Source organism: Lactococcus sp. NH2-7C, from assembly GCF_029953655.1.
GTDB lineage: Bacteria > Bacillota > Bacilli > Lactobacillales > Streptococcaceae > Lactococcus > Lactococcus lactis.
The window spans coordinates 2,355,510-2,381,205 of sequence record NZ_CP124538.1; the positions used below are offsets into that span (position 1 = coordinate 2,355,510).

The following is a 25,696-nucleotide window of genomic DNA, read 5'->3' on the forward strand; positions in this document are numbered from 1 at the left end:
TGAAAAAGCTTGAAAATTATGTTATGATATTTGAAGATAAAAGATAGTTTAAAAATTATCTTTGTAAGAACTGAGGTTTAAATGGATAACTTAAGATATAAAAGTGTCTTTGACATCATTGGTCCAGTAATGATTGGACCTTCAAGCTCGCACACAGCTGGTGCTGCTCGAATTGGTAAAATTGTACGTTCTATTTTCGGTGAACTTCCAGAAAAATTGGAGATTCATCTTTATGAATCTTTTGCTAAAACATATCGAGGTCATGGAACAGATGTTGCTCTTGTTGCAGGTGTTTTAGGAATGGATACAGATGATGAGCGACTGCCGATGGCGCCTCAGCTTGCTTTTGAACAAGGAATGGAAATTTCTTATGTTCCACATCCAGAAGAAAAAGCAGAACATCCTAATACCGCACGCTTGATTGCCAAAAAAGGGGATCGAACAATGACTGTGACTGGAATTTCAATCGGAGGTGGAATGATTCAAGTGACAGAATTGAATGGATTTGATATCGCAATTTCGGCTGGTGTTCCGACATTTGTGGTCATTCATGAAGACGTTCCAGGAATGATAGCAAGAGTTTCTAGCGTCCTTTCAGAACATCAAATTAATATCGCACAAATGAATGTAACCAGAGAAGCTAGGGGCGAAAAAGCGATTATGATTTTAGAAGTTGATACACCAAATGTTAAGGAAGTAATTGAGGAAATGAAACTTATTCCTCGTTTGCACGCCGTTAATTTCTTTAATTAAAAGCAGTATGGGAATAAATATGTTTAAAAATATAGAAGAATTAATCGAGGATTCTAAAAATTATTCCTCGGTCACAGAATTAATGATTGCCATTGAAATGGAACAAACTGGACGAAATCGTGAACAAATTTGGGAAATGATGGAACATAACCTAGAAACGATGCTTGATTCTGTTAAAAAGGGCCTTGATGGTAAAAAATCACTTACAGGACTTACTGGTGGCGATGCAAAATTGATGGATGATTATATTAAATCAGGCAAAGCACTTTCGGGTGAGCTCATCTTAGGAGCAGCTCGTGATGCAGTTGCCGTCAATGAAGTGAATGCACAAATGGGGCTTATCTGTGCGACACCAACTGCCGGATCAGCCGGCTGTTTGCCAGGTGTTTTAACTTCGGCTATTAAAACTTTAGACTTGAGTCATGAACAGCAAGTGGAATTTTTATTTGTAGCAGGAGCCTTTGGACTTGCAATTGCAAATAACGCAACGATTTCAGGAGCTGAGGGGGGCTGTCAAGCTGAAGTCGGTTCTGCTTCGGCAATGGCATCAGCTGCACTCGTTTTAGCTGCTGGTGGTTCTGCAGAGCAAGCAGGCTATGCGATTGCTATTGTCTTGCAAAATATGTTAGGTTTAATTTGTGACCCTGTTGCTGGTTTGGTTGAAATCCCTTGTGTTCACCGTAATGCAATGGGGGCGTCACAAGCAATGATTTCAGCTGATATGGCTTTGGCTGGGGTTAAAACAGTGATTCCTGTTGATGAGGTGGTGAACACTATGTATAATGTGGGACGTTCTCTGCCAGCTGCTTTTAGAGAAACAGCTGAGGGGGGATTGGCTCAAACACCAACCGGACGTAAAATTATGGAAGAATTATTTGGTTAAGATTAAACTTAAAAATTCGAATGATAAAATTCGAATTTTATTTTTTAGGTTGAATACTTGACTTTTAGTGTTTACGCGTGTAAACTTATCTTATGAAAATGAATAGAGAAAGGAGAAAAAATGAACGAAGTAGAATTTAATGTATCAAATGCCGAATTAATCGTTATGCGTGTAATTTGGTCTCTAGGAGAAGCGCGAGTGGACGAAATTTATGCGCAAATCCCCCAAGAATTAGAATGGTCATTGGCCACTGTTAAGACTTTACTTGGTCGATTGGTAAAAAAAGAAATGCTTTCTACCGAAAAAGAAGGAAGAAAATTTGTTTATCGTCCACTGATGGAAGAATGTACGGCCATAAATTTAATGGCCGATGGTCTGATTCAAAAAGTTTGTGAAACGAAACATGTCAATGTTTTACAAGAGATGATTGAAAAATCGACTTTGACTGCAAAGGATATTGAACTTTTGCAAGAATCACTTAATGCCAAAGAAGTGGTAGGACAAAAACATTGTAATTGCTTGGAAACAAGTGGACTTTGTGCTTGCAAACATGAACATGAGCAGATTTCTGCTTAAAAAGGAGAATAGAAAATGAAAGAAACTTTAAAAATTGAGGGAATGACTTGTGACCACTGTGTAATGCATGTGACAAATGCTTTGGAAGCTATTGAGGGCGTTGAAAAAGCGAAAGTCTCTTTGAAAAAAAATGAAGCATTAGTTAAATTTTCTGCCCCTGCAGATATGGATAAAATGGCTATTGCCGTTGCAGAGGCTGGTTATAAAGTAATTTAAAAAACACTTCGTTTGTGAATTGAATTTAAATTTGCTAGAATGAAATTGGTAAAGCAAACCCCAAATATTGTTTTACTAAATAATAACAGGTCATCTTCATTCCCCAAATGAAGATGATTTTTTCTTGACTTTTCTCGTTTACAATTGTAAACTATATTTAGAGATAAAATATAGAAGAGGTAAAAATGCGGAGTCAATCATTTGTAATTACAGGAATGACCTGTGCAAATTGTGTAAATACAGTTTCAAAAACATTGAATCAGTCAGATAAAATTATGGAAGCAACGGTAAATTTGGCGACTGAGAAAGCCAAAATTGTTGCTGACGATAATATTTCTGACCAAGAAATTATAAGTTTGGTAGAAAAAGTGGGTTATGGAGCGATCGTTAATGACAAAGCTCATCAGGAAAAAATTGCCCGTCAAGCTGCAAAAAAGGCAAGAAATTTGTCTTTGTCTTTTTGGATTGCTTTAATTTTGACTTTGCCTTTAGTAGTTGCAATGTTTGCTGATATCTTTGGAGTACATGCAAATTGGGTGATGTTTTTACATGAACCAATCGTACAGTTGATTTTGGCAACTCCAGTACAATTCGTTATTGGTTGGCGCTTTTATGTTGGAGCTTATCATGCATTGCGAAATAAATCGGCAAATATGGATGTTTTAGTAGCTTTAGGAACTTCCGTTGCTTACTTTTCGAGTTTGATTTTGGCTGTTTTTATGAGTCAAGCGAATGCTTTGAATTTTGAATCATCGATGGTGATTATCACTTTGGTGGTCATGGGTAAACTTTTAGAACATAATGCAAAAGAGAAAACAACACAAGCGATTACTGGGTTAATGTCTAGTCGAGCAACTTTTGTTCATGCGGAATCGACTGATTTAGCGATTGAAGAAGTTCAAATGGGAGAAGTGATTCGCATTTTGCCAGGGGAGAAAGTGCCTTTGGATGCGATGATTCTTTCTGGCAAAGCATCCTTTGATGAATCTATTTTGACAGGTGAAGCCTTACCTGTTGTAAAAATGGATGATGAAGTTATTTTTGAAGGAACAATTAATTTAGATGGTGAAGTTAAAGCGGTTGTTGTTCATGATTTAAATGATTCAACAATTTCAAGAATGGTTGAAATGATGAGTGAAGCACAAGGCTCAAAACCAAACATTCAAAAATTAGCTGACAAGATTTCAGGGATTTTTGTACCAGTTGTTTTAGTTATTGCTCTGATAACTTTCATTGCGACTTGGGCTGTCAGTGGAATTTTACTGATAGCAATCATGCATTCAGTAGCTGTTTTGGTCATTGCTTGTCCTTGTGCTCTTGGCCTAGCTACACCAACTGCTATTATTTCTGGAACTGGTTTGGCTGCTAAAAATGGTTTGTTGATTAAAAATGCCAATGCTTTGGAACATGCTGGATTAGTTAAAACAGTATTTTTTGATAAAACTGGGACAATTACAACAGGTGAATTTGAACTGACAGATTTTAAATTACTGACAGAAAGTGAAAAAATTACTGACAGCTTTAATTCTATTGAAGAAAAAATGGTAAGTGATGAGTTTAAACTATTGGCTAGTCTAGAAGCTCACTCAAATCATCCTTTGGCTAAATCTCTTAAATTTCACGGTGATTTATATGAACTGACAGATTTATCAGAACTTGCGGGTCGTGGACTTTCTGCTAAAATTAATGGTCAGGAATATTTTGCTGGCAATGATAAATTAATGACAGACTTAAATCTGTCAGTCCCAGAAACAGATGATACGGTCATTTATTTGGCAAATAAAGAAAAATTATTAGCGATGGCTGTTTTTAGTTCAAGTCTAAAGGATGATGCGCTTAAGACAATTCAGACTTTGAAAAAACGTGGTCTAAAGACTGTTATGTTAACAGGAGATAATGAAAATTCGGCAGCAAAAATCCAAAAACTTGTTCATTTAGATGAAGTTAAAAGTGGTTTAAGACCTGAAGAAAAAGCAGAAATTGTACAAAATAGCCCAAATTCAATGATGGTTGGTGATGGAATCAATGATGCTATTGCTTTAGCGTCAGCGACCGTCGGGCTTGCAATGGCAACTGGGTCAGATATCGCTATGGAAGCTGGTGATGTGACTGTCACTAGCGGTCAGCTTCATAAAATCTCCACTTTCTTTGAAGTAGCTAAAAAAACAATTTCTAAAATTAAGCAAAATTATTTTTGGGCTTTTGTTTATAATGTCATTGGAATTCCGCTTGCAGCTTTTGGATTACTCAATCCAATGCTTGCTGCAGCAGCAATGAGTTTATCATCAGTTTCTGTTATTTTGAATTCCCTACTTTTGACAAAAACAAAAATAAAAAACGTTGAATAATCAACGTTTTTTTGTTTAGAATTTACTGACAGAATTTTTTAAAGGCAATCTGCTTTATTTTTTATACAATTCTGGATCAAGCAATCCACCTTTTTTGAAATTGACTTCAAAATGTTTGGTCTTTAAAGAGTAGGAAAGAGGGATGCTGACAGCAACTAGAATTCCGAGCGTAAAGGGGATAATTGATTTAGCTTTCATTTTTTGTTCCTCCAGATTTTTTAGGTTTATTAGTAAAATAGTTGTAACCAATAAATAACAAAATTCCCAAAATAAAGCAAATGATTCCTTCTTTTAGTCCATTAGGGAAGAATTTTAGTTCAAGGTGATGACTGCCAGCAGGAACGCTAACTTTCATAAAACCAGATTGAGCTTTACTGACAGCTACTTTTTTTCCATCAACTTTTGCTGACCAGCCTTTATCATAAGGAATTGTCAAGAAAATATCGCCCTTTTCTTTTTCCGTATAAGTCATGCGAACCCCGTTTTTAATCATTTCTGTTTTAGGACTACGAGATTGTAGAAGTGCCATTTCTTTTTGGTAAGCTGTAGTGTCTAGACGCCAGAAAGAAGTCGTATCAAAAGTAACTTGTGAATTTTCAGGAAATGCTAAGGTCACTTTTAGCTTAGTTTCCTTACTGAAACTTCCTAAATTCAAGAAGGAGCCAGTATCATTTGTACCAACGTAATAACTATTGAGAGAACGTGTCATTTTTGGATTGGAAACATCAGAAATAGTAATCAATGTATTCTCAGCATTACTATTTAGATAAGTAATATTGGGAACAGATAAATAAATTTGACTATTCGCCGCCACAGTAATTCCGTAAGTAACTGAAACATCAGTAGCTGTAGAAGTTTTTGGCCGAGTCAGAGTAACAGAATTGCCAGCACCCGTGATTTTATCAGCAGTTTCTTCACTGGTCGTGTAAAATGGAGTAAAGAATGTAGTTTTCGATTTTGTCAAAGCGTTAACTAAAGCTGTTTGATTATTAATAAAGCTGCTAGCTTGAGCTTTATCAGTGAATTTAGCATCTTCAAATCCATTGGGAACGAAGACACCAAGACCCATTGCATTTGAGTTTTTGCTCAAATTACTGAGAGCATTGGAAACTGGTGAAAATCCAAATTTTGGAGGTTGAGCTTGGCTTATATTATATTTAATTCCAAAAATCGAATCCATCAGTAATGTATTCCCAGGATAACGCAAATTCAAATAAGTACTGTCAGTGTGAAACCCTAACTGACGCATGATTGAACTTGCGTTGCTGTTACGAACAGATGAAAATTGGGAAAGTGCATTAAAATTGTACTTCATGCCATCATTTGCTGTATCAGGAACAGTGTTATCCATTCTTGCAAAACCGGAACCAGTAAGCTCATTCACCTTATTGGCAAGTGGTTCTATAGAATTCACTTGGGTATTATAATAATCACGACTAGCAAAATTCCACTCTTTTTGTATTCCTTGAACCTGATAAAGGGCATTAACACCAGCTTCAACAGTCATGAAAACAAAGAGAATAATGACAAATAGATGAGCTGAAATCCATTTTCTAACAGAATTAATAGACAAGATTAAATATGCAAGACCGAACAAGAAAGTCAACATAACTTGAGAAGTCATCACATATTTATAGTGTCCAAAAATCAAAGTAGCAAGAAAACCTGTAATTAGAAAAAGACTAATAGTCAAAATATGCCAAGTCTTTATTTCCTCCCAACGAGATAGAGTTTCTAAAGCCATTAAAACAAGAAGCAAGCTAAATAAGAAAGCATAGCGGTGCAAGAACATATTTGGTGAATGCATCCCTTGCCATAGTAAATCTAAAGCTTGAAGATAGAATGAAGCAACAAAGAAAGCAATGATTCCTAGAAAGGCAAATTTACTTCTGAGACGGATACTTTTAGTAAAAAAGAAGAGAATAGCCAGAGCTAAAGGCATCATTCCAACATAAATCATTGGAATGGCATTGAATTGAGTAGTATCGTAAGTGCCAACAAAATTTTTAGCGAAAAGGTCAAAAAGATGAGAATTTTCTGTAAAGATACCTGATAAAGTTGAAAGCGCATCGGAATTATTAGACTTCAAATCAAGATACATGGGTAAGAGCATGATTAAACTGGACAGACCAGCTAAAGCAGAAGAAACCACAAAATCAAGTACTTTTGTCCAAGACCATTTTTCGTAAGTTATCCGTGCCAAGAAATAGAGCACTAAGAAAATAGCCACCATAAAGCCAAAATAATAATTTTGGATAAATAGAATCAATAAACTAACGAAATAAAGCCAGCGTTTTCGTTCATCCATCAAGCGATGAAGTCCCCAAATAATCAGAGGCAAGAGAATGAAAACATCTAACCACATCGTAATTTCAAGTTGTGAAGTTAAAAAGCTCATCAGTGCAAAAGCTGTACTTATTGACAAAACAATCAATTTAGAAAGCTTTTGATACATGTTTTTGAAACTGACAAATGCTGATAAACCAATCAAGCCAAATTTTAGTATGGTCAGTAAATATAAAGCATCAGGCATTGATTTTACATCAAAGAAAAATGTAAGTGGCATGAGAAAACTTCCCATGTAGTAAGCCGAAAAAGCATAAAGATTAAGACCAAGTCCACTGGTAAAAGTATATAAGAAACCAGAAGAACCGCCAGAATGTAAAATATTACGATAGAGAGAATGAATGGCGACATACTGATGATATGCATCCCCAGCCAAAATTGACCGTGAACTCCCCCAATAAATCCCAGTCATTGCAAGAACGATAACCATTAATAATAATGGAATAAAAAAACTTGCAAGAAGTGCCCATTTATTTTTCTTGATAAATTTCATACTTCTATTATACCAAAGATACAAAAATCAAACTTATATTAAGTGTATTAAAAAAATACTGACAAACCTGTCAGTACTTTTTATCTAAACGATTTCTAATCTCGTCAGCAATTTCTTCTAACGCTTCAATTCCATTGACTTGCGGGATTTTATAACCAATAAAATAAGGAGAAGTAATAAAACGAGGAACAATTTTACAAATATATTTATCATCGAAATGATGGAAAAAGAGATTATAAGAATCACAACGCCCATCCATATAGTCAGTCATTAAATAAGAGGTAATCCCGTGAACATTGTCAGCAAGTTTTTCAACATTTTCAAGTTCAGCAATAATAACATTAAATTCCACAAAGCCCATAATAGGTCGGGTAGACAAAGTAACAGTCAGACCATTCTTTCTGATTTCGACTCCTTCAAAATTTTCTTTTGAAATTTGAGCATAGCCATCAGTTTCTTCTAAGCCAACGACTTGTAAGTGAGGGTGGCGCAATGTTCCGCCAGAGCGAGGACCAAAATTTTTGAACATCAAAACGGATTGATATTTACCAGATTGAATCATTTCATCCCAACATTCAAAAGCAAAAGAAAAAACCTCACGATTTTCTTCCACACCATAAGTAGAAATATCACCTAGATGTTCATCAGACTCAATAATCACAGTCATCATTGAATTTTTGAGTGTTGGAAATTTATTTTTTAACCAAATTTTATGGTCAGAAGTTTTTAAAATACCTGTCAGATTTTCCACATCACAAAAAGGACAAAGAACTTCCTTAGGTACAACTGTTTCATTACGTTTTTTTGTTCCAATAGCTGTATTGAAAACTAAAGGATTTTCACTATGTTTAATCATTTTTTCATTATAGCACACTCCATAATACAATATCATAAAGTTTAATTTTCTCAGCAGAAATACTTAAACTGATTCAAGAGAGCTTTTGATTATAATAAAAAACCAAAAAACGCCCGAAAGCGTTTCTTATTTATGAGAATTAAATTTTACATGGAATATCGAACCCTTGGGTTGATTATCGGTTACATAGAGTGATAAATTTGCTTTTTGGGCATATTGGCGTGCAATTGCAAGTCCGATTCCTAGTCCTTCAGTCTCACTGCGAGATTTATCTACTCGATAAAAACGATCAAAAATCTTTGTTTTTTCGTTATCAGGAATTCCAAGACCCTCGTCAATTATTTCTATCCCCTGATGATTAAATTTAATGAGAATCTCGCTATTTTCATCGGAGTATTTTCCAGCATTTTCAACTAAGGCAGTTAGTATTTCACGAATCGCCATTATATCAGAGTTAACAAAAACATCTGCTTTGCCTTCTAAATGGATGGATTGCGTCAGGGATTCTGAAAGCATGTTTGTCAATTCGTCTATCAAATTTGATAAATTAATTTGCTCAATACTTAAGTTTTTTTGCTCATTTCTTGAGAGATTCAAAAGCTCGGTAACAAGGATTTTTAAGCGATTAGACTCATCATCCAGATAATTTAGTGATTTTTCAATTATTTCCGGGTGCTCTTTCCACCGTTTTTTCAGTAGAATAACATGACCTCGAATTGCCGTTATTGGTGTACGAAGCTCATGTGAAGCATCTGATACAAATTGCTGTTCTTGTAAAAATTTATCATTTAGCTGTTCAAGTAGTCCGTTAAAATTGATTGCCAAATCATGAATCTCTACCGGATTTTCTGGAACAAGAAGTATAGATTTATTATTTTGAACTTCATAAGCCAAAGTTTTAATTGGTTCACTTAGCCTTCGAGAATAACGACGAATCAAAAGTAAAGCAATGAGATAAGTCAATATCATAATCGAAATTACAAAGAGAATCATAATTCCCGCATTTTTGATAATTTCATTAATTGATAGCCAAAGCTCGTAAGTCGTCCCATCTTGTTTAAGGCGGACATAGTCAAAAACACCCTGTTTTGAAACTATAAATTTTCCCAATGTCAGCTGCTGAGCGTTCATAAATTGACTTGTTCCTTTACTCATCACAGACTTGCCATCAGGTGTGAGTATTCTAATAAAATCAGTTTGTTCCTCAAAATTATTTAAAGCCTGAAAGTTAGTAGAGGATAATTTATCTGTTTTTTCACTTGTCATTCCAGCCATTATTGCTGACGATTCAGTCTGACTGCCCTGAACAATATTATAACCTACGACCGCTAAGATATTTAAAAGGCTAATCAGAAGAAAAATTCGATTAAATATTCGACGAATTAATCGTTCACTTGTTTGTCTTTTTTCATTCATTTATATCTCACTCTTTATTTAATAGCCGATAACCTACACCACGTACCGTTTCAATGATAGGAACACCTAATTTTTCACGTAAATAACGCACATAAGTATCTACCGTATTGGTTTGACCTGCAAAATTCATACCCCAAACGTCATCTAAAATATTGTCGCGAGATAAAGCCATTCCCTGATGTTCAAAAAGATAAAGTAAAAGTGCATATTCTCGCTGGGTTAACTCAACATTCTTCCCAGCGACTCTCACTTGATGTGCAAGCGTATCAAGAATAACCTCTTGGCAGGAAAAATATTGTGGAATTCCTTGCTTACGGAAAACAACCCTTACTCTAGCCATCAACTCTTCTATATCAAATGGTTTGGTTAAATAATCATCTGCACCCGCATCAAGTCCTGCGACCTTATCTCCCACATAATCCCGAGCGGTTAAAAAAATAACAGGGATTTGAGGCGCAATTTTTTTCATACGACGTAAAACACCTAAACCATCCATTTTAGGTAGCATCCAATCCAATAAAACGATATCTAAATTTTCTTTTTCTTGGTTAAAAATATTTAAAGCAACGAGACCATCTATTGCCAAAAATACTTCATAACCTTCAAAAGTCAATTCTTGTGAAAGATAATCAGAGATGCTTGCCTCATCTTCTACAATCAATATTTTTTTCATAAATTAATTATATACTATTTTGAAATGCTTTTAGTATATAAGAAATGTTTTTTTATATAAATTAAGAACCAGCTTTCACTGGCTCTTTTATTATTTATCATTAGATAAATTTTTGAATTTTCTTGAACGATGAGTCACAAAAGCTCCAGCAATTGCCAAACTTGCAATTCCAGCAAGAGTAAATACTGCTGTAGCCTGCTTATCATCTCCTGTTACTGGCAATCTTCCACTTGCTGAAGGTACTGCTAATGGCATTGGTGTAATGCTACTCATTACGAGTTTTGGTGTATTTGAAGCAGGAGTCGAATTATTTTTCATACTTACTTCAATAGCTGAGGGCATACCAGAACTAATAGTAGAATTGCTACTCATACTAGAAGGTTTAGAGTTTGAGCTTATTGTTTCATTACTTGAATTATTCATCATTTCACCCGTAAAATCGACCATGATAGTTTTACTAGCAATAACTTGTTTCAGATTTGGGGTTCCATCTTCATTAGATGAATAAATTTTCACTGTCGCTTGGTAAGACTTTGTGCCGGTCATCCGTAAGTAATTCAGTAAATCTTGACCAGTTAGACCATTCGTTCCAGCTAAATCTACTTCATAAAAGTATTGACCAGTAGCTAAGCCATCAATGACCATAAGAGCAGGGTTTTTAGCTATTCCATTATCAGACCAAGGTGCACCATTAGAGCTATTTAAGAGCAAACGTGTCAACATTCCGTCTCCACCAAAGGCTTCTAATGGAATAACAGAATTAACTCCAGCCGTGAATGGACCAGGAGCTTTTGCATTAGCAAGCTCAGAAGCACTTACAGTTGTGGAGGGTTTGATATTTTCAGTAAGACCAGTGATGTTGATATTAATCATCTTAGTTGCAACAGTCATACTGGTATTAGCCTTATCATTATTATCAGCCGCATAAATTTTCACCGTTGCTTGGTAAGACTTTGTGCCGGCCATCCGTAAGTAATTCAGTAGATTTTGACCAGTTAGACCATTCGTTCCAGCTAAATCTACTTCATAAAAGTATTGACCAGTAGCTAAGCCATCAATGACCATAAGAGCAGGGTTTTTAGCTGTTCCATTATCAGACCAAGGTGCACCATTAGAGCTATTTAAGAGCAAACGTGTCAACATTCCGTCTCCACCAAAGGCTTCTAATGGAATAACAGAATTAACTCCAGCCGTGAATGGACCAGGAGCTTTTGCATTAGCAAGCTCAGAAGCACTTACCCTTGTATTGGTTTTGATATTATTCGATACACCATCTGATACTTCAGAAATAGGAGCTATTTGAGATGTCGAAATGCTACTTGTTACGGCTACGGTAGTTGGGACGCTTGTTTTGGGTATATTTGTAGTATTTGTAGTATTTGTAGTATTTGTAGTGACCGCTGGAGTTGCTACCGCACTAGATACGGGAGCAAGAGATGAATTTTCTGCTATAGCAGAATTTTCGGAAGAGGTTGAGCTTTTAGTAACTGTGGATGTAGGAGTAGAAGGATCTTTGGAAGAGATTGAGTTTTTAGTAACTGTGGTTGTAGGAGTAGCAGGATTTTCAGAAGATAGGGAATTTTGTGGAGTAGCTATGCTTGCAGTCAATGGACTATTTGAATTTGTTATATCTGCCGCTTCAGTACTTTGAGCATTTTGGATGATTTTGGTTGATTGTGGAGCAGAAACTTCGTCGGCAGAAACTTTTGTACCACTGGTTAATCCACCACCAATTACCAGTAATGCTAGTAGCGAAGTAGAATAGAGCCATATTTTTCCAGATTTCCAGGTACGAAAGTTTGTGTTTTTTGTTTGCATGATGTTTTCCTCTATGTTTTCTATAAATTTTTCAAATTTGGGGTATAACAATTATTAATTTTTGAGTCAGGCATTTAACTCGTGGATAAATATTAATATTAATGATAAAAATAGAATTTACTGTCATATAACTATCTCCTTTAAAAGATGTTTCATAATAAAACTTTATTTGTCTTACAGCTATAGTATAGGATAAAGAATAAATTAAAAATACTAGTTATTAGTGTCAAAGTTCTGTGAAATTCACAGAAATATTTACTTAAAAAATTTTTCAAAGGCTAGTTTTTACTTAGGCAATGTGTTATAATATTCCAGTTACCTATTAATGTTCAGCCTTCAACTGCAACATTTACAAAAGTCAGCCTTCAACTGATATTTTGTCTAACTTGAAAAGAAAAAATTTACTGACGAAATCGTCTAGTTTTTTTCGTCAGCAATTTTATTTCTTTTCAAAATCAAAATAGAAAGAGATGGTGAAAAATTAATGGATAACACAAATACTCAACTTATGTCTGGTAAGAGCCCAGCACAAACACGTGTCGTTGTCGGAATGTCCGGTGGTGTCGACAGCTCAGTCACAGCTTTGCTTCTTAAAGAACAAGGTTATGATGTTATTGGTGTCTTCATGAAAAACTGGGATGATACCGACGAAAATGGTGTCTGTACAGCCACTGAAGACTACAAAGATGTAGCTGCAGTAGCTGATCAAATTGGCGTTCCTTATTACTCAGTCAATTTTGAAAAAGAATACTGGGACCGTGTTTTTGAATACTTCCTTGCTGAATATCGCGCTGGACGTACCCCAAATCCTGATGTCATGTGTAATAAGGAAATTAAGTTTAAAGCTTTCCTAGATTATGCTATGGAATTAGGAGCAGACTACGTCGCAACAGGTCATTATGCTCAAGTTCGTACAGATGAAAATGGTATTGTTCATATGTTACGTGGTGCGGACAACAACAAAGACCAAACTTATTTCTTAAGTCAATTGACCCAGGAACAACTCAAGAAAACAATGTTCCCGTTGGGACATTTGGAAAAGCCTGAAGTGCGTAAGATTGCTGAAGAAGCGGGACTTGCAACTGCTAAGAAGAAGGATTCAACAGGAATTTGCTTCATTGGTGAAAAGAATTTCAAAAAGTTCCTTGGAGAATACTTACCAGCCCAACCAGGTAAAATGATGACACTTGACGGTATCGAAATGGGAAATCACGCCGGTTTGATGTATTATACAATTGGTCAACGTGGCGGTCTTGGTATCGGTGGACAACACGGTCAATTAACAAGTGATCCATGGTTTGTGGTTGGTAAAGACTTGACTACTAACACCCTTTATGTTGGACAAGGTTTCCATCATGAGCACCTTTATTCAACAAGTCTTGACGCAAGCGATTTGAGCTTTACCAGAGAAATGCCAGAAACTTTTGACCTTCACTGTACAGCAAAATTCCGTTATCGCCAAGAAGATACAGGAGTAACTATTCACGTTAACGGTGATAAAGTAACCGTTGATTTCGACGAACCTGTTCGAGCAATTACTCCCGGACAAGCTGTTGTTTTCTATGATAGAGAAGAATGCCTAGGGGGGGCAATGATAGACGTAGCCTATAAAGAACAAAAAGTAATGCAATATCAATAAAATATTGGCCTGTCAAAATTTGACAGGTTTTTTTGTATTTAAAAATACACAGATTTTATTGTTATAATTTTAATAAAAGAAACTGTTTTCATATCCTGTATATAATATTTCTGTACATAATAAAATACTTATAACTTTTTTAATATAAATCGAGAAAAATGCTTTCCCTAAGCGATTTTTTATGGTATAATGTTTTGTAAGGCTGTGTACCAGCCAAATTGTTGGAGGAATTTTTTTTACAAATGAACGAATTTGAAACACTATTAAACAGCGTTGAAGACGTTAAAGTACGTGACGTCGTTAAGGGCGAGATCCTTTCAGTTGAAAACGGGCAAGCAACTGTTGCCATCGTCGGAACTGGTGTTGAGGGTGTCCTTACACTTCGCGAAATCACTAACGATAAAGATGCTGATATCAATACATTCGTTAAACCTGGAGATGTTCTTGATTTGCTTGTTATCAAACAAATCGTTGGTAAAGAAGCCGAAGGTGCAAACGTATATCTCCTTTCATTGAAACGTCTTGAAGCTCGTAAAGCTTGGACTCAATTGGAAGGCAAAGAAGGCGAAATCGTAACAGTTAAAGTTACTAAAGACGTTAAAGGCGGACTTTCAGTAGATTATAACGGTGTTCGTGGATTTATCCCTGCATCTATGATTGACACTTACTTTGTTAAAGATACTAAGAAATTTGTTGGCGAAGAAATCGAAGCTAAAATTATTGAAGTTAACGCTTCAGAAAACCGCTTCATCCTTAGCCGTCGTGCAGTTGTTGAAGCTGAAGCAATCGAAATGCGTAAAGAAGCTTTTGCACAACTTCAAGAAGGCGATATCGTTGAAGGTACAGTTTCACGCGTAACTAACTTCGGTGCATTCGTTGACCTCGGTGGTATTGACGGATTGGTTCACGTTTCTGAACTTTCACATAGCCGTATCAAACGTCCATCAGACGCAGTAAAACCTGGTGATGTTGTTAATGTTAAGATTTTGAAACTTGATCCAGAAGCTGGACGTCTTTCACTTTCACTTAAAGCTACACAACCTGGACCATGGGAACAAGTTGAAGAAAAAGCACCTGTTGGATCAACTGTTGAAGGAACTGTTAAACGTTTGACAGACTTTGGTGCCTTTGTTGAACTTTACCCAGGTGTTGAAGGACTTGTTCACGTTTCACAAATTTCATGGGAACGTGTTGAAAATCCAAAAGATGTTCTTAAAGTTGGTCAAGTTGTGAACGTAAAAGTTCTTGACGTGAAACCTGCTGAAGAACGTATCTCACTTTCAATCAAAGCGCTTGAAGAAGCTCCAGCTCGTCCAGCTCGTAACAACGACAACGACGGTGAAAAACGTGACCGCAAACCACGCGCACCACGTAAAGCAGCTAAACCTTCATACGATTTGCCTGAAACACAAGAAGGCTTCTCACTTGCTGATTTCCTCGGTGAAGACTTCGATATTAACGATTTGTAAGAAAAATTCAAAAATATCCTCTAAAAGACCTGCTAGGTCTTTTTTTGTGTCTAAAATTAGACAAACTCACTTTAAATTGTCAGGAATATTTGCTATAATTTAATTGTTTAATAGGCAAGACTCAACTTTTTAACTAATAGAGGAGTAAAAAATGGAAGAACGACAAGCACATATTCAATTGGGGAAGAATGATGCTAGAGTGGATGCGATTATTGTAGGGGATCCAGCACGAATAGATCAAGTCGCAAAATTTTTGACTGAGGTAAAGAACTTAAAATACAATCGAGAATTTCGCTCAATCTGTGGAATTTATAAAGGTAAGGAACTATTAGTTCTGTCAACAGGTGTAGGTGCACCGTCAGCTGCTATTGCAATTGAAGAACTTCATAATATTGGGGTTAAGAGAATTATCAGAGTAGGTTCTGCGGGTGCTTTGCAGTTGGGGATTGATTTAGGAATTCCAATTATTGGTGAAGGAGCAGTACGAGATGATGGTTTGACAAAAATGTATGTACCCGAGCAATATCCAGCAGTTCCATCTACTGATTTGTTAAATAAAGCAAAAGAAATTGCTCCTGATGCTATTTATGGAATTATTCGTTCTCATGATGGTTTTTATATGGATAATCATGAAGAAACTCAAACATACTGGTCTAAATTTGGAATTGTGGGCGAAGATATGGAATCTGGAGCATTGTTTACAGTCGGACGCTTACGAGGAATAGAGACTTTATCTATTTTGAATAATGTTGTAGCTTACGAAGGAGATTTACAAGCCGGGGTCAATGATTTAGTTTCAGGAAATGATGAAGTTAATAAAGGCGAGCTTCGGACAATTGAGATTGCCCTAGAAATTTTAAATAACTAATATAAATATTACTTGTAAATAAGGTTAGAGTTGAAATAACCATCATATTTTAAATTAAGAAAGCGGTAAGCGATATTCTTGGCTGCTTTTAAGCGTTAGGAATAAAAGGAGAAAAAATGACAAAAGATTCTTGGCTTTTTAAGCAACTTTTTGCAAATTGGAAGAAATTTGAAATCACATATATCTTGATTTTATTGTTCTTACAAGTGATTGTTTATATCATTGCCCCTGATTCTTTCATTGGAATGATATCTGGTGTATTTGGTGTACTATGTCTTATTTATGGAATGAAAGGTCGTAAAATTAATTTTGCTTTCGGTCTAGTTCAGACTTTATCGATGACTTTAATTGCTTATCAGACTCACTCATGGATGAGTTTTGTCATGGGAATCTTTTATGTCTTATCTCAACCTGTAGGCTGGTTTTTTTGGGGACAGGATGATGCTATCCATGAATTTAGACCAAAAACTCGCCGTCTAATTTTTCTAGGCGCTTTTATTGCTTGGTTAGTCGTTTGGGGCATAGATGCCCTATTAAAAGGGCAACTTCCTTATTTTGATGCTTTAAATCTAATTATTCCACTCATTGCACAAGTATTGTATATTTTGAAATATAAAGAAAATTGGTCGCTTTGGATTGTGGTTAACACGGCAGCAGTAATTTATTGGACGATTTTAACGGTACAATTTATTATGGGAGTAAACACCCAAGGGCAGTTGGGAATGTATCTATCACAAGTTGCCCTACAAGGAGCTCTGCTCTTCAATGCAATCTATGCTAATCGAGTCTGGGCAAGTGGTGAAGCCGATAATGAAGGTGGAACTAAATAACAAGTGAAAATGACTCAAGTAAATGGGTCATTTTTTGTTTTATTAACGTCCAAAAGAAGAGCAGCTCCTACATTTTTTTGCTATAATAAACAATATGAATCAAACGATAAAAGCAAAGTTAGAACTATTACCAGATAGTCCTGGCTGTTATTTACATAAAGATAAAAATGGGACAGTTATTTATGTCGGAAAGGCAAAGAATCTTAAAAATCGAGTGCGCTCTTATTTTCATGGTTCTCATAATACCAAGACAGAATTACTAGTTTCTGAAATTGAAGATTTGGAATGGATTGTTGTAGGTTCAAATATTGAATCTTTAGTTTTAGAAATCAATCTCATTCAACGTTATAAGCCTAAATATAATATTATGCTAAAGGATGATAAATATTATCCTTTCCTAAAAATAACAAATGAAAAATATCCTCGTTTGTTGGTAGTTCGTAAAGTTCAAAAAGATGGTGCGACTTATTTTGGCCCTTATCCAGATGTTAAAGCTGCCAATGAAGTTAAACGCCTTTTAGATCGAATCTTCCCATTTAGAAAATGTGGTTTACAGGAGAAAAAAGTATGTTTCTATTTTCATATTCATCAGTGCTTATGTCCAGTAGTTAATCATGTTGATCCTCAAGTTTATAAGGATATGACTCAAGAAGTGAAGGAATTTCTGACAGGTTCTGATAAAAAAATTGTTAAAGAACTTGAAGCAAAAATGATGATTTCTTCTGATAATATGGAATTTGAGCAAGCTGCTGAGTACCGGGATGTGATTAAGGCAATTGGAACTTTAAGAACAAAACAACGGGTGATGAATCAAGATTTGAAAGACCGCGATGTTTTTGGATATTATGTTGATAAAGGTTGGATGTGTGTCCAAGTATTTTTTGTACGCCAAGGGAAATTGATTCAGCGTGATGTGAATATGTTTCCTTACTATAATGATGCTGAAGAGGATTTTTTAACTTACATTGGACAATTCTATCAAGATAATAATCATATGATGCCAAGGGAAATTTTTATTCCGCAAGACATCGACAAGGAATCTGTGGAAGCAGTAGTTGCAGCTAGCCAAGAGGGAAATTTATTAACTAAAGCTCAAGCTAAAGAAGTGGATGCAAAAGTTTTTACGGCCAAGACGCTTAAATTTTCTGATCAAAAAGATGTTGAGCAATCAATTGTTAAACTTGATAAAGAATTATCAGCCGAAAAACGTTTATCATCACTTTTAGCTAAAACACAGATTGTTCAACCAAGCCGTGGTGAGAAAAAACAATTAGTTAATATGGCAACTAAGAATGCTCAAAGTCAATTACAATTGAAATTTGATGTGGCTGAGCGTGATATTTTGAAAACGACTAAAGCGGTTGAAAACTTGGGTAAAATTTTGGGAATACCAAAACCTGTAAGAATTGAGTCATTTGATAATTCAAATATTATGGGGACTTCACCAGTATCTGCAATGGTTGTTTTTATTGATGGAAAACCTTCAAAAAAAGATTATCGGAAATATAAAATTAAAACAGTGGTTGGTGCTGATGACTATGCTTCAATGCGCGAGGTGATGACGAGACGTTATTCGCGAGCTTTAAAAGAAGAAACGGCTCTTCCTGATTTGATTGCAATGGATGGTGGAGCTGGTCAAGTTAACATTGCCAAGCAAGTTTTAAAAGAGCTTGGGCTATCGATTCCGGTTGCTGGGATGCAAAAAAATGATAAGCACCAAACGTCAGAATTACTTTTTGGTGACCCTTTAGACGTGGTTCCCTTGTCAAGACAATCTCAAGAATTCTTTTTGCTGACAAGAATTCAAGATGAGGTTCACCGTTTTGCGATTACATTCCATAGACAACTACGTGGTAAAAATACATTTTCAAGTAAATTGGATGGTATTGTGGGACTTGGTCCAAAACGAAAACAAAAGTTACTGACAACTTTCAAAAATTTGAAAGCAATTGAAGAGGCAAGTGTACAAGAAGTGGCAGAAGCTGGCATTCCTTATGAAGTAGCAGAACGTGTGAAAACAACTTTGTCTGGACCAATTCAAGAAAATGAAAATTGGGAATCACTCAAGGATAATGTTCCTCTTTTAGAAGGTAAAAAATAAAGTAATCAAAAGAATTGTCAGTAAATCTGTCAGTTCTTTTGATTCTTGAAAAAACATAAAAATTACTGACAGAAATTCTGTCAGTAAAATAAAGTAGTTATTGCAAATCTGTCAGTAAATATTTACTGACAAACTAGGAATTAAGAAAGTAATTGGAGAATCGATGGACTGGTCTAAGAATCAAATAAAGGAATTTCAGCAAGATTTACTTTCTTGGTATGATGATAATAAAAAGCCACTCTCTTGGCGAAAAACAACTGAACCTTACAAAATATGGATTTCAGAAATCATGTCCCAACAAACACAGGTTGAAACTGTCATGCCATATTATGAACGTTTCATGAAAAAATATCCGACGATTGAAACTTTAGCTCAAGCTGATGATGCTGAACTTCTAAAACTTTGGGAAGGCTTGGGCTATTATTCTCGCGCTCGTAATCTAAAAATCGCAGCGCAAGAAGTTGTTGATAAATATGAAGGGAAATTTCCTGACAATCTAGCCGATATATTATCATTAAAAGGAATTGGACCTTATACAGCCGCTGCAATTGCCTCAATTTCTTTTGGACTCGCTGAACCTGCAATTGATGGAAATCTAATGCGCGTGACAAGTAGAGTTTTTGAATTAGATTGTGATATTTCTAAAAGTAGTTCAAGGAAAATTTTTGATGGCTACCTAAGAAATCTCATCAGTAAAAAAAGACCAGGTGATTTCAATCAGGCACTGATGGATTTAGGTTCTTTAGTTTGTAGTCCAAAGAGTCCAAAATGTGAAGTTTGTCCCTTACTAAAATATTGTGCAGCAGCAGCATCAGGAAAACAATTAAATTATCCAGTTAAAACAAAAAAGATAAAGCAAAAAGATTTGTATTTTATAGCCTTTGACTTAGAAAATTCATTAGGAGAATATTATTTAGAAAAGCGTCCATCAAAAGGCTTGTTAGCAGACATGTGGACATTTCCACTGACAGAATTGTCAGCAGCAGATTTTGAAAAAATGGTTACTGACGGTTCAGTCAGTAAAAATATTGTCATTCCAGAACTTCCGGAAAGTATTTCAAAAATGGAATATATAGCTAATTTTACTCACATTTTTTCTCATCAAAAATGGCATTTGGCAATCATTAAATTAAAACCAGAAGAGACCTTTGAAGTTGCTGACGAATTATTATCAGAAGACAAAATGTGGGTTCATTTTGATTCAAAAGTACTGACAGAAAATGGCCAACCAAAAGTAAGTCGTTCACAAATTCCTCTTGCTGGGCCACAAGTGAAGATGTTTGAAATTTTAGATAAGAAGAATAAGAAAATTGATCTGCTAAAATAGTGGAGTAACCATCGAAACCAAAAAATTTTTTGTATAATAGATAATTTACCCTAAAAATGGAGATAAACACTTGCTACATAAGGATAATAATAATCTTAACTACTTTTTTAACTACGTTATAATTTAAAATAATACACTTGCAAGGCTTTGAGAATATTTGCATATTTTTCAGATTTTTCTTTTATTTTTTTTGCAAGGTGACTGTATAAATTCATTTGTCAGACACTCTAGTTTCCTTAAAGATTCTTAGAAGTACACTCTAAAACATCTTGAATAAAAAAACTGGCAATGCTAATTAGTAAGTAATAATTAGAATACTAGTTGTATTAAATTCAAATAGATGATCTAAAGAATCACTTGGATAATTTATGGGAGGATATTGATCTTTATAAAAATCTAAAAGTAGAAAATAGCTAAACCTGTAAATGATAATTGCAATAATTGGATTAACGAAGCTTGAGTTTATTAATGCTATTAAATATAAGAAGTAATTTATGATAGATAGAATTTTCCAGTAGTTATTATTTATAACATTCTTTTTGAAATTTAGCATATTTTTAGGACATTTTTTACTGAAAGGTTCTTGAAGGATTAGTCACCTAATAGTGTGCACTAGTTCAAAATATTGTTTGATTATATTGTTTATCGAAATTAGTTGTCAATAGAGCACTAAAAGAGTAATTAAATAGTCTGATTTTTAATCATATTTCAGCTTAAAGGAGCTAACGCTAAATAACTACTTGAAAATAGTAAAACCATACAAATGTATGGTTTTTTATTTACTGCATAAATAGGACTAATTATTGGAAAAGTTATAAGGTTTTACACTGTTTTTATTGTTGATTTTTTAAGACTTAAAATTGTATAAAAATATAACTTGTTATGATCTGAAAATTTCCTTGAACTCGGAAGACCAAAATAAATTAGAGAGTGCGTTAAGATGGTTCATAAAAGGGGGCTAAAAAAATGCTAATAAGAAAATCATGGATTCTTAGTAGTAGAACTTGTACTTGAAAAACAACAAGATATAAATTGGTTATCATATCATATATTATATAAAAGAATAAGAAAGAGTACTTAGAACAAAGGCATTAAGGCATAAAGCACTATAAAGAAGGTTTCTTAATTTTTTCTGTATTATTCAGTATATCAGTTACTTTTGTAATATCCAGTATCGGTCCGAATTTCCAAATAAACTGATGGCATATTTTTCTGCAATTATCCAGATTGTTAGATGTTCTAAAATCACCATTCTTTTATAATTATCTGGGAAGAGTTTTTTAAGAGATAAAAATCTTCGTTGGCATTCACGTTCATAGGCATGCTGAATTTATAAAATATTATGTGCATTTTTTAATTCCTCTTTATAAAACATAACCGATCTCCATTCTTTATTTTATTATTCATTGAAAGATTAATTTATATAGCCCAAAAACAATATTAGTTCAATAACACTTATATAGAAAAAGTATAGAATAATATTTCATGTAATAAAGAAGTTTGATGTTTCTTTTGTCACAAACATCACGTATTATAACACGTGTTTCTTTTAAAAGTCAAAAAGTTTTTATTTTAATAAATGTAACAAAAAAAGCCTTGATTAGGGCAAAGTTTAAAAAGTATGTATATATTTTGTGGAGGTAGGAGGTAAAGAATCATAAAAACAGATAATATTTGAATCTATAACTTTATCTTTTAAAAAATAAAAAGCGTGATAATATTATCCATTGTGAGCAAAATTCTTTAAGAAAAACTCAAGTTTTTCGTAAAGAATTTTTCTTTTTAAAATAAATAAAAATGCTAAAGTTATAGGGTTTTACTGTTTAAAATGTATTGACCTAAATGGTACAAGAATTATTTAAAATAGACTGAGTAGAATATGAAAAAAAAGAAGTTAAAAAATTTTTTAAACGTAATAAAAAGTAATCTTATTGAATATCAACAATTATCTGATGATGATTTAAAAAAGCAGACTACGCTTTTTAAACAAAGAATTCATTCTGGAGAAACATTGGAGGATCTTTTACCAGAAGCTTATGCTGTGATGATAGAAGCCAATAAGAGGATATTGGGCTTGGAATTATATGATGTTCAAATTTTAGGAGCTATTGTCCTTTTTTATGGAAATGTTGCAGAAATGAAGACAGGAGAAGGAAAAACATTAACAGCTACCTTACCAATGTATTTAAGAGGATTACAGGGGACAGGTAATTTTTTAATTACAACTAATGAGTATCTTGCGTGGAGAGATGCTGAAGAGGTGGGTAAAGTTTATAGATGGCTAGGGCTTTCTGTAGCAGTAGGTGTAAAAAAGTATGAGTTTGATAAAGAGATTGATAAAAAAGTGGTGTATTCTTCAGATATTGTATACACCACGCACAGTGCTTTAGGCTTTGATTATCTGCTGGATAATCTATCGGTGGAAAAAGAAAAACAATATATTTCAAAATTTAATTTTGTAATTATTGATGAGCTAGATTCTATCCTATTAGATATGGCACAGACTCCTTTAATTATTTCTGGGGCTCCCAAGGTTCAGTCTAATCTACATATTATCACAGATGTGTTTATAAAAAGTTTAGCTTTTGATATAGACTACGAGATAAGTGAAGATAAGAAGAGTGTTTGGTTTTTGGAAGAAGGAATAAGGAAAGCACAAGATTATTTTGGAATAACTGAAATTTTGGGAGAAAGTTTCAAAGAACTTTACAGGCACTTAGTTTTGTCACTAAAAGCAAATTATATTTTTAAAAATAAAAGAGACTATGTTATTGAACAAGGAGAAATCCTATTACTTGATGAAATGAATGGAAGAAAGCTTGTTGGTACAAAGTTACAAGGAGGATTACATCAAGCATTAGAAGCCAAAGAAGGGGTAGAAATCACAGATGAAACAAAATCAATGGGCAGTATTACCTATCAAAATCTATTTAAAATGTTTAAAATCCTCTCTGGTATGACTGGAACTGCAAAAACGGATGCGGAAGAAATAAGAGAAACGTATGGAATAGACGTAATAAGTTTACCTACTCATAAACCAATTATAAGAGTAGATCACAGTGACAGGATATATTTTACACATAAAGAAAAGATGTTAGAATCTCTAATTTTTGTGAAAAAAATGATTAAAACCGAACGACCAATTCTTATTGCTACAGGGTCAGTTTCGAAATCTAATCTTTACTCAAAATTACTACTTAGTAATAGAATTCCACATAGTGTCTTAAATGCATCAACAGTAACAAAAGAAAAGCGAATTATTCATGAAGCTGGAAAGAAAGGTGCTGTAACTGTAGCAACTGCAATGGCGGGACGTGGTACTGATATAAAGTTAGATAACTATAGTAAAAAAAACGGCGGTTTAGTTGTTATTGGGACTGAAAATATGACGAGTAAGCGTATTGATAATCAGCTTAGAGGAAGAGCAGGAAGACAAGGTCAGGCTGGGGATAGTTATTTTTATTCGTCTCTTGAAGATAAGATTATTGTAGAAAACGCACCGGATTGGGTTAGAAAGTATAGAAAAAAGAACAAATTAAGTTCTCATATTTCAGGTGCACCAGGAGTTTTAACTAAAAATAAATTTGAACGCTTGGTTGAGAAGTCACAAAAAAATAGAAATAATCAAGAGGTTAATATTAGAAAGGATACATTAGATTACGATGATATAGTTAGTGTGTTGAGAGAAAGAATTTATTCTGCAAGAAATCAAGTGATGGAATCAGATCCGGCTTTTCTTACTGGAATTATAGAACAAAGTTTTGAACAATCAGTTCGTAATTTTGTTTCTAATAAGAAAAACTTATCGGAATATAAAATAATAGATTTTTTGTATAACAACATAGACTATTCGTTTGATCTTTCAGAATTAAGAAGTTTAGAGAACAGGTCGAAAAAATCAGTTTCCAGTTTTTTAAATGAAAAAATCAACTTTAAAATGAATGAATTGCAGCAAGATTTGTCTAATACTTTTCAGTTAAATTATTATCAGATAGCAACTTATCTCCGTACTCTCTCTCCTCAACCTGTTCTACTATATAAAGGATTAATAGGAAGGCATAATGACAATAGCGTAGAGATTAATACATGGTTTATTAAACAATATCGGAATATCTTATGGGATAAATTTCTAAGAAGAATTGATTATCACTTATAAAGTATTCACTATGATTGGAATGAAGGTAAAATTTTGAAACAAATTTCAATAATAAAATGGGGAAATAGTTATTCGGGTACCTATTCATATGGATCGGAGATAATAATAGCAAAAGAAAATGTAAGGTTTTCCTCACCAATGATGCCTGTAGGAGCAAAGATTAAGACATGGAATTCTGCAGGTAATTATTCGAATGACCGAATTTCTCCTACTTTACCACTATTATTGGCCAATAGTACTTATAAAATTGAATTATATATTGAAAAAAATAATAAGAACAATGTCCAGACAATAATAGAATTTTATGATAAGTCAAATCAGAAAATTGGTATAGAGTATTTTGATGGTCTAAGTCTAGTATTTACGTATCCAGCAGAAGCAGTTAGCTATACAGTTAATTTAATCAATCACCAACACGAGTTAATAGTATTTAGTTTTATGACTATTTCTGAAATAGAGGAGTGGGAAACTGTAGAATTATCCAAAAATTATGAGGGAAATTTTTTTAGAATATTATCATCCTTAAGCGAGAAAGAAGAGATAGAAGTCATGATTAGTCCACTTGATAAAGTGACTACTATTTTAACTCCTAGACATAAATCAAGTGAGCTATGTCTCTTGATTAATGAGAAGGAAGAAACCTTTATATATTTGATTTTAGAACTTTTAGAAATTATCAGAAATCAAAAAAAATGGTTATTATTTCATATGGAGAATATATTGCAAGTATTCCTGATTTCTACCAAAATTTATCAGATATTTTGAGAAAATTTTGCCCGAATGTAAAAATCATTAATTCCATTAGTGTAAAGGATGATAGTGATGAAACTTCTCTAAAACGTTTTAGAGAAGTTAGAAAATATAGCAATATAATACTGCAAATGTTGCAGAGGAAGGAAAAAATTGATCAGATATAAAGAGAATATAC

At 34.1% G+C, this 25,696-nt stretch carries 19 protein-coding genes and 1 pseudogene; 14 read left to right on the forward strand and 6 right to left on the reverse strand.

Translation table 11 applies throughout. From position 1 onward, the window contains the following. Positions 1-81: 81 nt before the first annotated feature. The 5 genes from sdaAB (at position 82) to QJV49_RS11820 (ending at position 4,776) form a co-directional block, all read left to right on the forward strand. Positions 82-753 carry an L-serine ammonia-lyase, iron-sulfur-dependent subunit beta gene (gene sdaAB, locus QJV49_RS11800; protein WP_225511746.1) on the forward strand — a complete coding sequence of 224 codons (672 nt, stop codon included), beginning with the start codon at positions 82-84 and terminating at the stop codon, positions 751-753. 19 nt (positions 754-772) lie between these two features. Further along, positions 773-1,636, forward strand: coding sequence for an L-serine ammonia-lyase, iron-sulfur-dependent, subunit alpha (gene sdaAA, locus QJV49_RS11805; protein WP_225511747.1), 864 nt, complete (start codon positions 773-775; stop codon positions 1,634-1,636). Between the two features lie 120 nt (positions 1,637-1,756). Next, on the forward strand, positions 1,757-2,212 hold the full coding sequence (locus QJV49_RS11810; RefSeq protein ID WP_003132584.1) for a CopY/TcrY family copper transport repressor: 456 nt from the start codon (positions 1,757-1,759) through the stop codon (positions 2,210-2,212). Between the two features lie 15 nt (positions 2,213-2,227). Continuing rightward, a complete protein-coding gene (locus tag QJV49_RS11815; protein WP_225511748.1) occupies positions 2,228-2,428 on the forward strand; it encodes a heavy-metal-associated domain-containing protein in 201 nt (66 codons plus the stop codon). A gap of 185 nt (positions 2,429-2,613) precedes the next feature. Beyond that, entirely contained in the window at positions 2,614-4,776 is a 2,163-nt protein-coding gene (locus QJV49_RS11820) for a heavy metal translocating P-type ATPase (RefSeq protein ID WP_225511749.1), read from the forward strand. Between the two features lie 54 nt (positions 4,777-4,830). Here the strand turns inward: QJV49_RS11820 and QJV49_RS11825 are convergent, their stop codons facing one another. The 6 genes from QJV49_RS11825 to QJV49_RS11850 form a co-directional block, all read right to left on the reverse strand. Beyond that, positions 4,831-4,974 carry a hypothetical protein gene (locus QJV49_RS11825; RefSeq protein ID WP_225511750.1) on the reverse strand — a complete coding sequence of 48 codons (144 nt, stop codon included), beginning with the start codon at positions 4,972-4,974 and terminating at the stop codon, positions 4,831-4,833. Beyond that, the gene (locus tag QJV49_RS11830; RefSeq protein WP_225511751.1) at positions 4,964-7,615 is read right to left on the reverse strand and encodes a YfhO family protein; all 2,652 of its coding nucleotides are present in this window, start codon (positions 7,613-7,615) and stop codon (positions 4,964-4,966) included. The genes QJV49_RS11825 and QJV49_RS11830 overlap by 11 nt, the downstream gene beginning before the upstream one ends. Positions 7,616-7,685: 70 nt before the next feature. Continuing rightward, a complete protein-coding gene (locus QJV49_RS11835) occupies positions 7,686-8,471 on the reverse strand; it encodes a DUF4931 domain-containing protein (RefSeq protein ID WP_225511752.1) in 786 nt (261 codons plus the stop codon). Between the two features lie 126 nt (positions 8,472-8,597). Then, positions 8,598-9,887: a cell wall metabolism sensor histidine kinase WalK gene (locus QJV49_RS11840; RefSeq protein ID WP_225511753.1), complete on the reverse strand. Its 1,290-nt coding sequence runs from the start codon at positions 9,885-9,887 to the stop codon at positions 8,598-8,600. Between the two features lie 7 nt (positions 9,888-9,894). Next, positions 9,895-10,560: a response regulator transcription factor gene (locus tag QJV49_RS11845; protein ID WP_225511754.1), complete on the reverse strand. Its 666-nt coding sequence runs from the start codon at positions 10,558-10,560 to the stop codon at positions 9,895-9,897. A 90-nt stretch (positions 10,561-10,650) separates the two neighbouring features. Beyond that, positions 10,651-12,378, reverse strand: coding sequence for an SSURE domain-containing protein (locus QJV49_RS11850; protein WP_281449136.1), 1,728 nt, complete (start codon positions 12,376-12,378; stop codon positions 10,651-10,653). Between the two features lie 508 nt (positions 12,379-12,886). On the opposite strand from QJV49_RS11850, the gene mnmA reads away from it, so the two are divergent. The 9 genes and pseudogenes from mnmA (at position 12,887) to asp3 (ending at position 25,533) form a co-directional block, all read left to right on the forward strand. Then, a complete protein-coding gene (gene mnmA / locus QJV49_RS11855) occupies positions 12,887-14,017 on the forward strand; it encodes a tRNA 2-thiouridine(34) synthase MnmA (RefSeq protein WP_225512989.1) in 1,131 nt (376 codons plus the stop codon). A 242-nt stretch (positions 14,018-14,259) separates the two neighbouring features. Beyond that, positions 14,260-15,486 carry a 30S ribosomal protein S1 gene (gene rpsA / locus QJV49_RS11860; protein ID WP_003132594.1) on the forward strand — a complete coding sequence of 409 codons (1,227 nt, stop codon included), beginning with the start codon at positions 14,260-14,262 and terminating at the stop codon, positions 15,484-15,486. Between the two features lie 151 nt (positions 15,487-15,637). Continuing rightward, positions 15,638-16,354, forward strand: a complete 717-nt coding sequence (locus tag QJV49_RS11865) for a nucleoside phosphorylase (protein ID WP_225512981.1) — start codon at positions 15,638-15,640, stop codon at positions 16,352-16,354. Between the two features lie 116 nt (positions 16,355-16,470). Then, the gene (gene pnuC / locus QJV49_RS11870; protein WP_225512982.1) at positions 16,471-17,184 is read left to right on the forward strand and encodes a nicotinamide riboside transporter PnuC; all 714 of its coding nucleotides are present in this window, start codon (positions 16,471-16,473) and stop codon (positions 17,182-17,184) included. 94 nt (positions 17,185-17,278) lie between these two features. Further along, positions 17,279-18,241 (forward strand): annotated as a pseudogene (uvrC, locus tag QJV49_RS13250) (excinuclease ABC subunit UvrC); the annotation flags it as partial. Positions 18,242-18,289: 48 nt separating this feature from the next. Further along, positions 18,290-19,285 (forward strand): hypothetical protein, encoded by a 996-nt coding sequence (locus tag QJV49_RS13255; RefSeq protein ID WP_371400349.1) that lies wholly within the window; start codon positions 18,290-18,292, stop codon positions 19,283-19,285. A gap of 163 nt (positions 19,286-19,448) precedes the next feature. Then, positions 19,449-20,612: an A/G-specific adenine glycosylase gene (gene mutY / locus QJV49_RS11880; protein ID WP_225512984.1), complete on the forward strand. Its 1,164-nt coding sequence runs from the start codon at positions 19,449-19,451 to the stop codon at positions 20,610-20,612. A 1,879-nt stretch (positions 20,613-22,491) separates the two neighbouring features. Continuing rightward, entirely contained in the window at positions 22,492-24,768 is a 2,277-nt protein-coding gene (locus tag QJV49_RS11885; RefSeq protein WP_225512985.1) for an accessory Sec system protein Asp2, read from the forward strand. A gap of 33 nt (positions 24,769-24,801) precedes the next feature. Further along, complete coding sequence (asp3, locus tag QJV49_RS11890; RefSeq protein ID WP_225512986.1) at positions 24,802-25,533, forward strand: accessory Sec system protein Asp3; 732 nt, start codon at positions 24,802-24,804, stop codon at positions 25,531-25,533. The last annotated feature ends 163 nt before the right edge of the window (positions 25,534-25,696 follow it).

What these genes read in the sequence shown, in the direction of transcription:
- QJV49_RS11845 (WP_225511754.1), bottom strand. Translation starts at nt 10,560, where the DNA reads ATGAAAAAAATATTGATTGTAGAAGATGAGGCAAGCATCTCTGATTAT.
- QJV49_RS11820 (WP_225511749.1), top strand. Translation starts at nt 2,614, where the DNA reads ATGCGGAGTCAATCATTTGTAATTACAGGAATGACCTGTGCAAATTGT.
- QJV49_RS11810 (WP_003132584.1), top strand. Translation starts at nt 1,757, where the DNA reads ATGAACGAAGTAGAATTTAATGTATCAAATGCCGAATTAATCGTTATG.
- sdaAA (WP_225511747.1), top strand. Translation starts at nt 773, where the DNA reads ATGTTTAAAAATATAGAAGAATTAATCGAGGATTCTAAAAATTATTCC.
- QJV49_RS11835 (WP_225511752.1), bottom strand. Translation starts at nt 8,471, where the DNA reads ATGATTAAACATAGTGAAAATCCTTTAGTTTTCAATACAGCTATTGGA.
- QJV49_RS11850 (WP_281449136.1), bottom strand. Translation starts at nt 12,378, where the DNA reads ATGCAAACAAAAAACACAAACTTTCGTACCTGGAAATCTGGAAAAATA.
- QJV49_RS11885 (WP_225512985.1), top strand. Translation starts at nt 22,492, where the DNA reads ATGAAAAAAAAGAAGTTAAAAAATTTTTTAAACGTAATAAAAAGTAAT.
- QJV49_RS11830 (WP_225511751.1), bottom strand. Translation starts at nt 7,615, where the DNA reads ATGAAATTTATCAAGAAAAATAAATGGGCACTTCTTGCAAGTTTTTTT.
- mutY (WP_225512984.1), top strand. Translation starts at nt 19,449, where the DNA reads ATGGACTGGTCTAAGAATCAAATAAAGGAATTTCAGCAAGATTTACTT.
- pnuC (WP_225512982.1), top strand. Translation starts at nt 16,471, where the DNA reads ATGACAAAAGATTCTTGGCTTTTTAAGCAACTTTTTGCAAATTGGAAG.
- QJV49_RS11840 (WP_225511753.1), bottom strand. Translation starts at nt 9,887, where the DNA reads ATGAATGAAAAAAGACAAACAAGTGAACGATTAATTCGTCGAATATTT.
- mnmA (WP_225512989.1), top strand. Translation starts at nt 12,887, where the DNA reads ATGTCTGGTAAGAGCCCAGCACAAACACGTGTCGTTGTCGGAATGTCC.
- QJV49_RS11825 (WP_225511750.1), bottom strand. Translation starts at nt 4,974, where the DNA reads ATGAAAGCTAAATCAATTATCCCCTTTACGCTCGGAATTCTAGTTGCT.
- QJV49_RS11815 (WP_225511748.1), top strand. Translation starts at nt 2,228, where the DNA reads ATGAAAGAAACTTTAAAAATTGAGGGAATGACTTGTGACCACTGTGTA.
- sdaAB (WP_225511746.1), top strand. Translation starts at nt 82, where the DNA reads ATGGATAACTTAAGATATAAAAGTGTCTTTGACATCATTGGTCCAGTA.
- rpsA (WP_003132594.1), top strand. Translation starts at nt 14,260, where the DNA reads ATGAACGAATTTGAAACACTATTAAACAGCGTTGAAGACGTTAAAGTA.
- QJV49_RS11865 (WP_225512981.1), top strand. Translation starts at nt 15,638, where the DNA reads ATGGAAGAACGACAAGCACATATTCAATTGGGGAAGAATGATGCTAGA.